At 43.0% G+C, this 14,800-nt stretch carries 14 protein-coding genes; 5 read left to right on the top strand and 9 right to left on the bottom strand.

From position 1 onward, the window contains the following. Position 1: 1 nt before the first annotated feature. The 6 genes from IEW88_RS00615 to IEW88_RS00590 form a co-directional block, all read right to left on the bottom strand. Positions 2-1,696: a restriction endonuclease subunit S gene (locus IEW88_RS00615; protein ID WP_147903132.1), complete on the bottom strand. Its 1,695-nt coding sequence runs from the start codon at positions 1,694-1,696 to the stop codon at positions 2-4. Next, positions 1,696-3,843, bottom strand: coding sequence for an HsdM family class I SAM-dependent methyltransferase (locus IEW88_RS00610; RefSeq protein WP_147903133.1), 2,148 nt, complete (start codon positions 3,841-3,843; stop codon positions 1,696-1,698). Before IEW88_RS00610 ends, IEW88_RS00615 begins: the two co-directional genes overlap by 1 nt. An 81-nt stretch (positions 3,844-3,924) precedes the next feature. Further along, the gene (locus IEW88_RS00605; protein ID WP_147903134.1) at positions 3,925-4,308 is read right to left on the bottom strand and encodes a hypothetical protein; all 384 of its coding nucleotides are present in this window, start codon (positions 4,306-4,308) and stop codon (positions 3,925-3,927) included. Between the two features lie 57 nt (positions 4,309-4,365). After that, complete coding sequence (locus tag IEW88_RS00600) at positions 4,366-5,658, bottom strand: hypothetical protein (protein ID WP_147903135.1); 1,293 nt, start codon at positions 5,656-5,658, stop codon at positions 4,366-4,368. Between the two features lie 4 nt (positions 5,659-5,662). After that, entirely contained in the window at positions 5,663-6,778 is a 1,116-nt protein-coding gene (locus tag IEW88_RS00595; RefSeq protein WP_147903136.1) for a nucleoid-associated protein, read from the bottom strand. 86 nt (positions 6,779-6,864) lie between these two features. Then, positions 6,865-7,059: an AlpA family transcriptional regulator gene (locus IEW88_RS00590; RefSeq protein ID WP_147903137.1), complete on the bottom strand. Its 195-nt coding sequence runs from the start codon at positions 7,057-7,059 to the stop codon at positions 6,865-6,867. A gap of 155 nt (positions 7,060-7,214) precedes the next feature. On the opposite strand from IEW88_RS00590, the gene radC reads away from it, so the two are divergent. After that, entirely contained in the window at positions 7,215-7,691 is a 477-nt protein-coding gene (gene radC / locus IEW88_RS00585) for a RadC family protein (protein ID WP_147903138.1), read from the top strand. Between the two features lie 162 nt (positions 7,692-7,853). Next, the gene (locus IEW88_RS00580; protein WP_147903139.1) at positions 7,854-8,414 is read left to right on the top strand and encodes a tyrosine-type recombinase/integrase; all 561 of its coding nucleotides are present in this window, start codon (positions 7,854-7,856) and stop codon (positions 8,412-8,414) included. 57 nt (positions 8,415-8,471) lie between these two features. Here IEW88_RS00580 and IEW88_RS00575 read toward each other — a convergent pair whose 3' ends face one another. Both IEW88_RS00575 and IEW88_RS00570 read right to left on the bottom strand, forming a co-directional pair. Continuing rightward, entirely contained in the window at positions 8,472-9,554 is a 1,083-nt protein-coding gene (locus IEW88_RS00575) for a hypothetical protein (RefSeq protein WP_147903140.1), read from the bottom strand. Positions 9,555-9,822: 268 nt separating this feature from the next. Then, complete coding sequence (locus IEW88_RS00570; protein WP_147903141.1) at positions 9,823-10,488, bottom strand: inovirus Gp2 family protein; 666 nt, start codon at positions 10,486-10,488, stop codon at positions 9,823-9,825. Positions 10,489-10,856: 368 nt separating this feature from the next. Here IEW88_RS00570 and IEW88_RS00565 point away from each other — a divergent pair, with 368 nt between their 5' ends. The 3 genes from IEW88_RS00565 to IEW88_RS00555 all read left to right on the top strand — a co-directional run bounded on the left by IEW88_RS00565 (position 10,857) and on the right by IEW88_RS00555 (position 13,568). Beyond that, positions 10,857-11,825, top strand: a complete 969-nt coding sequence (locus IEW88_RS00565; protein ID WP_147903142.1) for a hypothetical protein — start codon at positions 10,857-10,859, stop codon at positions 11,823-11,825. Between the two features lie 365 nt (positions 11,826-12,190). Beyond that, positions 12,191-12,595: a DUF6088 family protein gene (locus tag IEW88_RS00560; protein WP_147903143.1), complete on the top strand. Its 405-nt coding sequence runs from the start codon at positions 12,191-12,193 to the stop codon at positions 12,593-12,595. Next, a complete protein-coding gene (locus IEW88_RS00555) occupies positions 12,576-13,568 on the top strand; it encodes a nucleotidyl transferase AbiEii/AbiGii toxin family protein (protein WP_147903144.1) in 993 nt (330 codons plus the stop codon). The genes IEW88_RS00560 and IEW88_RS00555 overlap by 20 nt, the downstream gene beginning before the upstream one ends. Positions 13,569-13,749: 181 nt before the next feature. Here the strand turns inward: IEW88_RS00555 and IEW88_RS00550 are convergent, their stop codons facing one another. After that, positions 13,750-14,706, bottom strand: coding sequence for a tetratricopeptide repeat protein (locus tag IEW88_RS00550; protein WP_147903145.1), 957 nt, complete (start codon positions 14,704-14,706; stop codon positions 13,750-13,752). Positions 14,707-14,800: the final 94 nt, after the last annotated feature.

The following is a 14,800-nucleotide window of genomic DNA, read 5'->3' as shown; positions in this document are numbered from 1 at the left end:
CCTACTCCTCAACCTCAGCTTGGACGGCACTTTCTAGCAAACGGTATAGCTCATCAATATCGCTAAACAGCGGAGTTGCCCCTTCAATGGCATAACCCTCACTGCTCAGTTCGCTTAAAATCGCTTGATCTAGGGTATTGTCGCCATCCTCCAAAGTTTGTTGAGCTTGAATAAGCTGCTGCTCATTAAGCTGGCCTTCGATAAGGGCTTCGACTAGGGTTTTGGCTGCTTGCGTGAGTCTGGTCGATAGCTTAAATAAGGTATCAGCTGTGCATAGTGCTTCGCCAAGGAAGTTCTGAAAATCCAAATCAACATCTGGTACAGGAATATTTCGTAAAGCGCCACTTGATAAATTCAACTGACCTGTTGAACCATAAACGCCTTTCTCTATCAATCGCTGCCCTGTGTAAGATCTGAGAAAACCGGCAATAAATGCTGGATGGGCTTTGTCTGAATCAATACGAACTAAGAACAAAGAATCTGTTATATATGTCTCTTCATCGTCCAGAAAAATCGACGCTCGGCCTACCGTTCCGGCACCTTGCCTTGTTATCAGAATGTCATTTCTTTTCAGTCGAACAACACGTTTGTTTTGCTCATCATCGGGGTCAACCGTTTCGTAACCAGTCTCATCTAAAAACAAATCCCTTGTTTGCTTTGATTTAATACATTTCTTTCCTATCGTTGAAAACTTTGGCGTTGCTCCTTGTCGAATTGGCTCCAAACTCATCGCTTGCAAGCAGGTATGCTTTGTCGAAGTTATGATGTCGAAGGCTTCAGTAATTGCTGGTCGATACGTTTGTGCTGATAAAAAGTCTTCAATAGCATCGGTTACAACGGTGTTGATATGAAAAAACTCTCTTTCAATATCCACTGATCCCATTTTGTTCTTTGCGATAAAGGATTGAAAAACCTGTTTGGTATCAGAGTCTGCAATATTTAGTGACAAAAATTTCGTCAATTCCTTAGTTGCTTCTTTTTTATCACCCATTAATAAGGTAGTGAGAGCATTGGTGAGCGGTAAAGGCAAAACCCCTTGAATCAAAGCATCGATGAAAGCGGGAATCCGATATAGCACCTTCGCCCAAGTGCGCAGTTGCTCGGCTTGGCGAACTTTGTCTCCGATGTATTTTTGCGAAATAAAGTCAGGCACAAAGCACTGAATTTTACCAATATCCTCAACTGTAATGGTTTCTTGAACAGAACCACTTACATACCTCCTAACAAGAGAATGGCCTGTGTTTGAATTGAAGTAGGCACTCAGAAAATAGGGGGCAACTAAGGTAGTGTTAGGCCGAATAGCAAGTACATTTGGACTAGGTAGTCCGACATTACAGCTGAACACTGCAACGTGACCGATATATCCTCGTACAGAGATAATCAAATCTCCCTTTTTTAAGGCTACTTTTGAGTGTTTATTTAATGAGCTTTCTTCTATCCAGGACTTGGTTTCTGTAACCACAAACTGCTGCAGATCCTCCCCTTTTACATAAGGAACTGTGCATCTGTTCGCACTGTTATTAGCTTGTTCAAATCCATAACAGTATGGGTCACGGAGAAAATCATTTGAATAAGCATATAAACTATTACTTCCATGTTTACATAATTTCTCAGTGAGCAATATTAGTTTTGGATTATAAAACTCAGCCTGAAGTCGGTCATTTAATGTTCGACTACTAATGCGATTGATAAACATCACTCACCCCGCTTATAAGCCGAGACAATCTTATCCAGATCGTTTGCCACACCAGCGTTATAGTCTTCGATATTGTTTTTAACGACATATCCCAATGTTTCAGCCACCGCCATAAACACGTCGGTTTGTGGCTCGGGCAAAAATTGTTCGGGTTGGTTAGGATTAGCATGACGTTTTTGTACGTACAGAATTGATGTTTTTGCACCTGTACCGGAAAGCTTAAAGCAGTCACTGGGCAGGGAAATAACCGCTTTAACAATAGCTTTACCGCCCACAAAGTCACCACTTTTCTCATCCTTTTTGCCCATAATGTACTCGCGCACATAACGGTCGCCTGAGTTACATAAAATGCCATCGGGCAACACTATCATTAGGCGGCCGCCAGGTTTAAGCAATTGCAGGCAGCGGTCGATAAACAGCACGGCTGGGTCGATTGAAGCACCGACTGGCTGCCAGCTGCCTTTGCTATCAGGCTTACTGCCCAACGCTAAGCCCGAAGCTGATGGGAAATAGCTATAAACAGGCTTTTTGTCGGTACCGCCGGTGCGACGTAAATCGGTACGATAGCCTGCCCATTTGGGGTTGCCGTTTTCATCCAGCGCTAAATCACCAGTATCCTGCCACTTCATTTTTAAGTGGTCATAATAGGTGTTATAGCTATCGACTACTTTTTCAGCAGGGCGAAAGCCCCCCAGCACTTGCTCCATATTGGCTTCGTAGTTCTTTTTCGATTCCTGGCCTTTTTTATCTTTACCAAAGTTAGGTGTACCAAATGGCGGGTTAGTGCAAATAAGATCAAAGCTATTGGGTTTAAGCGCCTGTGTAGTAAGCGAGTTATCGGTATAGAAAATTTGCGCCTTGGGGGCGTTTTGCAGCGCCATATTCACACGCGCCAGCATTACCATACGCGGTGCAGCATCGGCACCGGTAAAGGCGCTTTCGCGCAGCTTTTGCTTAAGCGCGGCCTTTTTGTCGTCAGCCAGTACCAGTTTAAAGTCGATCCATTTATCAATTTGGCTTAACGCCACTGAGCCAAAACCAAAAGAGCCACAAGTTGGGTCGCAAAACCGGAAATCACCATTGGCCAGGCGCGAGCGCATCTCATCGTCATCATCGATGTCGTGCATGGCGATTTCTAGCATAGCTTGCTTTACCGGGTTTGGCGTTAAGTAAACACCCAGGCCCCCTTTAGATTCAAAGTTGGCGCGTAAAAACACATCAAACACCCGGCCTAGTAAGTCGCCCGATACATCACCCAGGTTACCCTGTTCTTTTAAGGTTTTACCATCATTGGTTTTAACCGGACCTAAGTTTTGTATGGCTTCAAGCAAATCCTGGTAGTTTTTGGCTACTGACAAACGTAAATGGGTGTCTTTATCAAAAATGGCGTTGCGCGAACCATCATCCGAAATCACCACATAGTCTTCATGGCTTTTAAACTCTTCAAAGGCGGCTTTAATTTGCTCTACGGCTTTATCACCGTGTTTGGCGACATATTGCCAGTCGTACACATCACGAAAACGTAAAGTGTTCCCCTCGGCATCTATAAACGTGAGGTTTTCATCATGATGAACACGGAAGCTCTCTAAAAAAAGCAACTTTGCTACTTCTTCGATAATGTCGTTTTTGTCGTTAACCTTATCTTTAGTCACGCGATACACGTTTTCATGAAAAGCATCGAAGCGCTGCATTAACCGGGTGTAAATACGCATCGACCAACGGAAAGTTGGGTCGCGTTCTAAGCGGTCAAAGCTGCGCAGCTCATCAAGGCTTGGTAAGCTATCCACGCCATGAGTACCGTCAGAGCCATCGGCACCAAATAGCGCCAAAATACGCTGATTGCTGCCATCGGCTACCACGGCAAACACCGGCCAGTCATCGTCGATGTCACTTAGTAGCTGGTAAGCCAACTCATCAAACTTGGCAGTATCAGCGGCATATTCCCAATGGCCTTCAGTAAGTGCAACCAACATAACCGGTGGCGTTAGGTTACCTTCGACCAAACCTTGAATAAGACCGGCTTTAACAAACTCATGCGTCGGTAAGTCTAATAACGGCTGAGTAAACTCTGAGTGTTGCTGTACCAGTCGATTAAATAACAGTTCAAGTTGTAGCTGTGCGTCTTGTTTCTTCGTTTCTTTTGCCATGATGTTTTCTTATTTTTTATCATTGTATTGTGATAGCGTGATATACACCCTCACATCTGAGTAATTCGTTGGCCAGCGTAATTAATTAACTAAAACTAGCAAAGGCCCTTTAATGTCTAATTGCGCGTGTTGCTGCGCCAATTTACGTATTTGCTGTTCACTGGTGGTAATGCCTGCCGGCAGCTTTTTTAATACTTGAGCCAATGGTATACGCCCGCCAGCTTGTTGCAATAACGCCAGCAGGTGTTGCGTCAAATCTGGTGTAACCTTGTATTGTGCCTGCGTATTACTACCAACATTGGCTAAAGGCAAAGAGGCGAGCCAAAGCGCAACTTGCGCTTTACTAAACGCCAGGCTTTGCCAAAGTTCACGCTGCTCTATGTAAAGCAAGTCCGCATTTACTGGGTTATCGCCAAGTTTCACAATGAGTTGGTTTAAATGCTGTTCTTGTTTTGCGTATTCCATGCTGTGTACCACTGCACTCCAAAAAGTCATTTTCTAAACGCTATGCTACTTATGCGGTTAATAACCAAACCAAGCGACAAATTGCATTAAAAAAGTGTTAAGTATACTAACACTGTAACGCACATTTTCAGCGTTTAAATGCCACAGCAATGCCGTGGCAGTTAACGCAGGTAACCAACTGATTATGCGCAAAGAACACAGTAAACGCCCCACCTTTTTTTCGTTGGTTTCCAGATTCCTGGACGTATCAAGGATCCGGCTGCTGAGCTCTTCTGGATAATCTGCCGCCCTTACCTTTATCTCATCAAATAGCAAGGCGCGCGCATCTTTGATCCGGGCTAATTGTAATTGCTGGTTGTACATCAGTTGCGCCAGCAACCAGGATGCAAGCAAGGCCGCACAGACCAATACTAAACGTTCAAATGTGCTATCCGTTTTGGCAATTAACACCAGGGATGCCAACGACAAGGGTATACCCAGAGCTTTGCCTGATATGTCATTTAATACTTTGGCGAGTTGGTCGGCTGCTGCAACTTCTGCATCGGCCACTTCTTTACGTGCTTTGTGAAACGCAAAGCCGCTGATATACGTATCAAAGTTTTTCTTAAAAAGCTGAATAAATTCAGACCAGTGCAATACCAAGTATGCAAATTTATCCTGCGAGTTACTTACTGAATTACTTAAGAATTCAACGAGTGTTGAGCGGAAAACTGATTTCTCTCTGCCTATATGCGGGTTAACTCCGGCTTGTTGGCCAATTTCCACCAGCGTTGCGATATCAATTACTGGGGCTTCGAGCAGCTGCATCGTCAACTTAGGTGTAATTTGCAAAGACTTTGCATTCGAGCCTTCAATTTCGCGCACAAAAACCAGATTTAATGTCTCTTCACCTACTTTTGCATCATGGTAATGCGCCAGATCTTTAAGTTCGTAGATCAACAGCATCAATGCATGCAATTGTTGATATATCTGTGAGCTAGTTTCTGCAATTTTGCCTGCGGAATAATAGTCGTCTGAAGCAACGTAAAATGCCGTGGTTAATTGCCCCTTACTCAAGCCAGTATTGCGCTGCAACAGGTCCTGAATATCAAGGTAAAATTGACAGTCACCCGTGCTGATTTTACCGCTAAGCGTGGCTGATTCGCCGAAATGCTCGGACTGAATATCTGACAAAGCGGTGTCGAGATCACTAATCAGCATTTCATCTAATTGAACAAAGCCTTGCTTACTAAGATGTTTAAGCTGCTGAAAAAGTGTTTCGCTGAAAATTATCGTGATTTCAAACTGCAGACTATTATTGAGTTCCGGCCTGTTTACGCTGCGATAAAAATCAATCAGTTGTTCAAGCATGGCCTTAGCTCTCTTGATTTCGGTCACATAACGCTTGCTCGATCTTTTCTCTCATCTCAGCTGGTAACCGTCTGATGACTAACCTAGCCTCTTTCTGATCATATTGAATATCTGCATTTGAAGTAACACCTAACGCACTGACCTCAAAGCTAATATCCCACTTTTCTGTTTTGTGTTTTATGCTGATGTGTTTATTTAAAACAGTTTTACTAACCGGGAATTCATTGGGGATGGCATTTTTTTCACCGTTTAAGCGGGCATAAAGCTGTTCTGCTAATTCCTCAGCTTTCTGATGATCATCCTGTGGAAAATACTTTCTCGCAATAGCTTCTACCCGGCTTAAAGTTGCCGACTTTCGCGAATTGGCACAGTCAGACAAATAGGCCGTGAGATCTTCTTTAAACTTTAAGCGGGCCGGCTTTAGCTCTGGGTTGCCTCTGAAAAAATCGACCGACTCTGTTAGTACCAAGCTGGTCGCTTTTGCTGATGCAGTGCCTTTGGCACAGCCTAAAGCTTTGATAAAGTAACCTGCAGTTGATTTATTAGTTGATGGGCTAACAAAGCTTAAGTAATTAATTTCAGACTTTTCTTCGTCATTTGCTGTTTTGTACTGACCAAAGCGATCAAAGTTTATTCTGGCAGCTTGGTGTAAGCTGTTTAAATCCAGCTCTTGCACTGTTTCAGGGACCAACTGGTCTGAAAGCTTTATGCCAGCTTTTTTCTTCAACATTGCGATTAAAAAGAAACGCCCCTGCTCACTCTCGTAATCGGCCGCTAAGATATAACCACCAGACGCTGCGGCAATATTCCTGGCTGAGCGTTCAAGCTCATCCATAGCCGAATGTGAAACAGCGATAAAATCGTTATCTTTTGGCGCTACTAAATCAAAATAGTTATAAAACGATGGCGGGAATTTACCTGCAGCGATGCCAGTCATAAAAGTACCGTAGTGCGCACTGTTATTTCTTCTACCATAGAGATCCGCAACACCTTGCACTAACTTCAGCACCACTGCATTATCTGTGGGTAACACAACCGTTTTTTTATCTACAGCTTCAAACGGCTTGTGCTGCTCTTTTATTAGCTCGTGAATAATTACTTTTTGAATCGTTATGCCCATAACTCGTCCCTGATATAGCTATGCACCTCACTTTACATGGATATTAGTTAATGGCAACGAAATTTTTAGAGCGCTGTAGTCTTTCACTATTTTTCTACCACTTGCTCCCTATGCTCGATTTTATCAAGTATCCACTGCTGTATTTCGCTTTCAACCCACGCCACCATCCTCACACCAAGCTTTACTGGCTTTGGAAAGCGCCCTTCTGCAATAAATTTATAAACGGTAGAGCGCGCCAGGCCGGTGCAATCCATCACAGCCTTTAACTTAATCAGTTTCATGGTCAGGTCCTCTTATTTATCCAGACCATGAGCGCGTTGTGTATTTTTTAACTTTAAGCGGCCACCAAGCACCTACTGCTAACGAATCGAAAAAAATTCAGACCTATATCACCTCAATGCATAAGCAAATAAATGTTGATTAAGGAAATATACCTATGGCACCAAAACCCTCTACTGCAGACGTTGTAAAATGGTCAGTCGCTGCCTTAGAAGTACTAGATAAAGCTGCAACCCTGATTGCCAAAAAATATGCCCGCAAAAACGCTTTTACCAATCCAGAAGCAACGAAGGATTATTTGAAATACCGCATGGCTCATCATGAGCGAGAGGTATTTGCAGTAATGCTGCTAGACAACCAACACCGATTAATACACTTCTGTGAGTTGTTCTACGGCACTATCGATGCCGCACCGATTTACCCACGTGAAGTGGTAAAGCTGGTGCTAGAGCATAATGCTGGTGCTGTCATCTTCGCTCATAACCATCCATCTGGTGTAGCTGAACCATCGGAGGCGGATAAACGGATCACTAAACGACTAACCGACGCACTGGCGCTAATTGATGTAAAAGTGCTGGACCATATCGTTGTTGGTGAAACCGCGGTTTCTTTTGCTGAACGTGGGCTGCTTTAAGTTCAAATTATCGTTTATCGAATATGTACCAAACGGCATAAAAACCAAGTTCCCAAATTGTCCTTTTGGGAACTTGCAAAGCCTTATAAATCAGCACTTTTACTTTTTGGAAAGTGCTGAAGTTCTCAAAAATGCGTTTTAATCGAAAAGAGGAAGTTGACTATGGCTGAGGTACAAGCGGTCAAAAGCCTGGATACGGTGAAACTGATTAGTCACTTACTGGACAGGCACTACGGCCAACAAATGGCGGATATTTGGAATGTAGGGTTAAACCTGGCTCTGCGGATCACAGATTTACTATCAATTCGTTTTTCAGACATTCAGGCTGAGCGGCTACTTTTAAAGGAGGGTAAAACAGGCAAACTTGCCAATATTAAACTAAACCAAAAAACCATTGAGATTATCCATCGGATCAGAGTGGAACATCCCACTCATTTCTATCTATTTCAGTCATACAGAAATCAACGTGCAGGCAATGTTCCACCTGCGCCACTTTCGCGCCGTTATGTCAGCCGGGCTTTTGCCCTGATAGGTGAAGATGTAGGGATCGACCTTGGCACACACTCCATGCGAAAAACTCGCGGTTACCACTTGTATAAAAGCACCAAGGACATTGCCAGAGTGATGAAAATGCTACGACATAGCTCTGAAGGTGTGACTTTGCGTTATATAGGTATTACCCAAGAGGATATTGATAAAGACTTTGTTGAACTGGAAATCTGATTCAAGCATAAGGCTACCGCGGATGCGGTAGCCTTATGCTGTTATCTTATTTTTTGCTTATTTCTTCACCGAACTAATTAAGATTTGCATACGTTCAGCTAATAGCTGGGATTTACGCCTCTGGCTTTTTGAAATAACCGGTAAAGCAATACCATCGTATCCAGCAGGTGTTGCAGGACCGTATTCATCCCATGCATCGCCTGTGTCAGAGTTTATTAAACTATAGTTGTCAGTCGTTATATCTATTTGCTGGCTGAGGCCGAACAGATACCAAGCCCATAGTTCAACTTCGTCTATCAGGCTCTCAGCTAATCGCACTAAATTCTGATGAGTTGGATTTTGAAGTACAGCCAAACGCTCCCAATCATCCAAAAATTCATCGGTAATACCAGCAAACATATTGTCTTCGAATAGCTCTAGCAGATAGGAAGCATCAAGCTGCCAGCACAAGTTGGGAGTGCACTCACCATGAATCACTTCTGCAAAGCAAGGGCTCGCCAGTTCAGTAGAAGATTCCGTTTCGGTATTAGAGAGAGCTCGTTGACGCTCATCTGCAGCTAATTGTCGTTCGTAAGTATTAGCCCACTCTTCTGCTGTTGCAGATAGTTTTACACCTGCTTGACGTTGTTCATACCAGTAGGAACTGCCATCAGAATAGTGTTCATCCTCTGAATGTTGATCTTGCTCGCGGCAACACCAAACATACCTAAGCAGCGAAATCTCTGAGTCATGGCTAGTCTGTATCTGCTCATAGGAAGCTTTGACCTCTGAAGGCCGGAGTTTGGCTTGACTAGCTGCGATACCCAAATGTTGAGCAATTCTGATAAGACTGATTTTAGGAGCTAATTCATTGATATCAAAATGCTGTATAACACTTTGCTTAAGTTGGTTGGCTAAAGATATAGGGATGTTTAAATCGGCCAATCTTGCATCAAACCGAGTAAAGGCAGCTACTTGATCTGCAAGTGCAGAATTAAGCTTTTCTTTACTGATGACTTTATCTGCTTTGAATGATGCGTATGTTTTATAACCCAAATACGCAGCCATTAACTCCAATATCTGAGAGCGGGTGGGCGTAACTATGTGGTGCTGTTTAAGTTGTTGCAGAACTGCATGGGAAATAGCGGATAAGTTATACATAATTAACTCCGGTGGCTGAGTGCCGTGAGCAATTAACCATGACCGCATGCGTTTAAGGCCAGGTCACTCAACCTGGAATTAAATTAATAGGCTTTGTTTGCACATAACATAGATACGCTTAAGCGATTGCTGCCTGTTTTCACTCGCATGTAAGTGAGGCGGGCGCCTTTTTAGAAGGCTAACCCGCAATTTAGCAGCTTGCAAGGTAAATTTTCCAGCCGGTAATACCGTCTAAATTTTAATTCTACATTGCCTGTAAAAAGCCGTTTTAGCCTATCGATGTGCCAAAGGATCTTTGTCCTATACCAAACATCTTGGTCTCCACTTTTGCAAAGTAGCTCACTCGATAGAATAAACTCTGTATTTGAGATTGGTATTCAGGCAAGTTGCGATTGAGCCTGTATTCCGCATTTACAGGAAAGTGCACCAATCTGGATGCATCTTCAACATGTCGATTTATTGCAATTGCCCAAGCTGTCTTAATACGAGCCGACAAGTTACCTTCAGAGTTTTTAAACAAACCCAGAGTTCGATATCTATCATGGTTCAGAATAATTAACACATGATAGTGCGGTCGTCCTTCGACACCCCATTCTCTGGTCCAGCAGTAACGCAAACGGTGAGGATGCACACGCTTACCTTCCTTTAATTTTTGCTGATCAGCAGCCTCAAGCAGTCGCTTCAAAGCATTAAAGAAACGGGTAATCACTTCAGAGTCAGTAACATCAAATTCAGGTGGGAGCCTGAGATCGAATCTAACTGCATATGCTCGTGGCGTATCAGCCAATGCGTTTACGATTGTTCTACTGATCGCTGCAAGATTGTTTGCGATCAGTGGACCACGACTTAAGTTAACTGGAAGCCCGCTATAGGTTGGCTCATACCAATAACCGTTAACGAGATAACTTGGGGTTTGAAAAGTTGATGCGTACATGTGTGTTACTCCTGTGTTGTTTGTTCAACACATGAGCAAGCTGCGTATTAATTTACGTATCCCATCAAACGATCGAAATACTCACCGGATTAATACTCTTATAAATATTAACCATATACCGACACTGTTGTGGCACTAGTCACACCAAAAAACACTCCCCTCAACTGCGATATGAGCATTAAGATCTAATATGATTCTACATAGATGTTTTAAAATTAACTAAAGCATTAAAAAAGCAGAAATTTACACATCTAACAAGCTATAAGCATGATGTTTTATTACATGTAATTTAACTTAGAATATTACTATTTTTTAGTCTATTTATGTTACTGTTTATATTACATGTTATTCTTAGTGGGCGATAATAGATGCATACTTATTCGCAAAAAAAGATATCGATAGAAGATCTTAAAGACGAGCAGCAGACTCTTTGGTTTTACAATTTCCTATTGGTGAGGGGCTGGCTAAATAACCCAAGCACTCCCCTTAGATCATTTTCAGAGTTAAATGTCAAAACCGAGGTCTTACGTTCACTCGAGAATATAAACGTCAAATCGATAGCATTTGGTCCATCACGTAATGCTCCAGAGACTGCTTTCAATGAAATTAACTTGCTTTATAACGCGTCAGTTATACAAAATAGTGATTATGCGTTTATCAAAAAGCTTTCTTCTAGACTAAAATTCGCGTTATGGATGCATATCCGTCAGTTAGAAATAGACCCAGAAATCAAACATGATGGACTAAATGTCAGGTTGTTCGAGCTGAGGTTCAAGCTTTACCAATATCTACCGAAAGGACCTCTCTATCCTAGATATGCAATCAACAGTTATCCGTTGACTGTGGAAGAGCATACAAAGGCAATCATTCAGTTTCTGCAAATCTGTGAAGCTTCTTCAGAGTTCAAGACAAACTATATCTCAAAGTTTCGCGAACTAATTCCAGATATCGCAAAGTTCAAATCAGCTTTCGATTGGCTAGTCGAATCTGATACATACCAGTGTAACTGGGCTGCCAACTACATGAAATTTCGTGGCATATATCAAGAATCCTTTCCTATCGAGCCTGGACGCTCTCTTTTAGATTCGATTGTTGTGTCTTTTGATCTCTGGACAACAAGTTACGAAGCCAAAAAACTATTTTTATTCGAAATGAAGCGTGCTTGGAGCACGAAGAAATCACGCGATAAGCAGGTAGGAAAAAAGCCATTCAGCTTTGTAATGAGCAAAAAAGTTTCAAAAATGCTTGATAATCTTATAGCTGACAATGGGTTGTCAAAGAGCGAGTTCGTTGAAAATCTGATTGCTGATGCTCACCGTGATAAAATCGAACACTAGTTCCAAACAGGATGTCGCCCATGGAACACAAACTCAAACACAGTGTTACAGAAACAGTCAGCAGACTGTAAATATCGGGGTCGTACGGCAAAAAACAAGTCGATCAAACAATACTTGCATATAAGTGTATCAGGAGGCTTTGGGTTGGTTTACTCTGAAGCCCCGATTCGTCTTACCAATCACTCTTCCTCCAGCGATTTGTACATCAATTTTACTAACCAAGAATTGCTAAACTATAGGAAGTGAACACCTCAAAAAATCACCCGGCAATGCTGGCTAAACCACTATTTAACTGTCGTATTTTTGCATTTGATCATTGTCGTATTTTTGCTTATGCTACAACCATGATAAACGGGAGGTATCAGATGACGATACAAGACAGAATACAAACCAGAGTGAAGCGCTCTAAGCGTTCTGTTTTCCTACGTTCTGATTTTACTGATATCGCTGAGTATGATCAGGTTGGCCGTGGGCTCAGAGGTCTGGTACGCGAAGGCTTACTTTTGAAAATTGGCTATGGCCTGTATGTGCGCGCCAGAATAAACCGCATTACTGGTCAGCTAATGCCAGACAACCCTGCCGGTAATGACGGGGTAATGATAGAGGCTATGGAAAGGTTAGGTGTTGATTATCAACTTGATGACTTGTCTCTGAAAAATTTGTCAGGCGAAAGCACTCAAATTCCAGCAAACGTGAAAATTATCCCTAAGAGTTCACGCTTTACCCGCAAGATTGCGGTAGGGAAACAGCGTGTCAACGAAGTTCGATAGTTCACTCTTTGTCGATGTTGCGAATGCTTTAGGGCTTGGCAACCCTGCCATTGTTGAGAAAGACTATTACGTAGTGCAATTGCTGCAGCAGATATCTGCACTTGAACTCGAATATCACCACATTGTGTTCTCTGGTGGAACAGCACTGGCGAAATCTGCAATCAAAACCTATCGCATGTCTGAAGACGTAGATCTAAAGCTGGTCCCGAAGCTAGCTTTTTACGGCCTCATCTCTCGCAATGCCAAAAGAAATGCACGCAAGACTGCTAAGCAGTTGGTTGAGTCAGTTATTGCACAGAGTGTAATATTTTCTGTTGAAACTGAGCCTGTAGTGTTGGATGAATATAGATATTTCAGCTTCGACATCCGTTACCCACAGGAGTATCAGCAAGCCCCCTGTTTACGTCCATTTATCAAACTGGAGTTTATCGAATCTGATTTACTCAGCGCCTCTGAGCCACGGAGTATTCAGTCTATTTTTTCGCGTGTGCTGAAAAGCGATGTCGAGATTAACCAGTTATCCTGCGCTGCGATTATTGAGACACAAGCCGAAAAACTGCTTTCTATGATGCGCAGAACAGCTAGTGTAGAGCGCAACAGCGAACGGGATGATGACGAGACCTTAGTTCGGCATATCTACGATACTTACCATATCCAACTTGCCCAACCTTCAGATATCGAACAACTTGGCTCACTGGTAGCCAGAGCAATCCGCACGGATATAGATCGCTACGGTAATCAACATCCACAGATGGTTGGATCCCCTATTGAAGAGTTGCGCTTTGGATTGCAGCTTTTAGCTGACAACCCTAAGTTCGAGCAGCGATACAACAGCTATGTTAACCCTATGGTGTATGCTGAAATCCCCACTCAGTGGCAGGACGCGTTAGCGGTTTTTATAAAACTGTCGCATAACGTATTGGATTATGTAGAACAACAATTTGATGGCCCACTTTCGAAAGTAAGCAGTTAATGCATATTTAAAGCAAACCTGAAATGGTGGGTAAAGTGGTGAGTAAAACGCAAAAATTAATATCGAATTCACGCGCAAGCAATTGATTTAAAATAACTTATAAAAATAAATCAATTAACAAATACAGAATATTGAATAACTAGCTCAATCTGATACCAGAAAGATAAACAACCAGCTGTGGCTAAACCCCGGCTGGTTTTTTCTTGTGGTACTGCGCCAATTTCTGCTGCAGTTGTTGGTAAACAAGCCTGTGTGTTTGCCCCAACAGTGTGCTATCAATTTGCTGCATGTATTCTCTGGAGAGTTCGGGGTTGTTAAGCTGAAGCGCAATCTCTGCCAGCCGGACATGGTAGATGCTCCAGTTTTGCGGGTCTGTTTTTTTGGACATATAAGCCAATGACTGCTGGTAATGGCTTAAAGCGGCTGCATAGTGCCCCAACAACTGCTCGGTGCGAGCCAGATTACCAAGAGCTACCACAATTTTTACATGATGCTCTGTCGGCAAAATAGCTGTTACTGCGCGCTGCCGATACAGCAAGGATTCTTCAAAGGATTGAATGCTGTCCGTAATCAAAGCCTTATTGCTATTCAGCTCAAACCAGAAAATAGGATCCTGGCTATTGCCTGCCCTGTGTTCAGCTTCAGACAAAGTCTGAACGGCAAGGTCATGTTGGCCCAGCGCTTTTTGTAAGTTAGCCAGTTCTACCAATCTCAGCGGATTGCCAAAAGATTTGTATAACTCAGTAACCAGCTGTGCTGCTTTTTGGCCATAGACTGCAGCCAGTTCTGGCTGTTTAAGGTGCATCAGGGTTTTGGCGTAGTAAAAATACAGTTGAGCCAATACAACAGAAGGCACATCCTGACGTTGCAACAACATCTCAGCCTGCAGCTTTAAGCTGGTGAAGTCGATTTTGTCGTAGTAATAATCCAGCAGGTATGACTCAAGTTTGTACCAGCCTTTACTTCCCACTGGCTGCTGTTGTAACTGGCGCTGCAACTCAAGTAAACAGTCGCTGTTTTTCGGCTGGTTAAAACAGAATAATTCATGATCGCTGTAATGCTCTGAAGCCTGCAGCGGCAAAGTGCAAAGCAGCGCTTTGCTTAAAACAACACTAGTGATCAGATACTTCAGCTGCACTTCATAACCCGCTCGCTACAAAGCCCTGTACGGCAGGCTCTGTACCTTCATCATGGTTGTGCCCGCCTGCTAATGTCAGGACTGGCCAGGAGTC

Origin of the sequence: Rheinheimera tangshanensis, from assembly GCF_014645135.1 — a bacterium.
Taxonomy (GTDB): domain Bacteria; phylum Pseudomonadota; class Gammaproteobacteria; order Enterobacterales; family Alteromonadaceae; genus Pararheinheimera; species Pararheinheimera tangshanensis.
The sequence above is the reverse complement of the archived record's forward strand: the minus strand, read 5'-3'. Positions and strand labels throughout refer to the sequence as shown.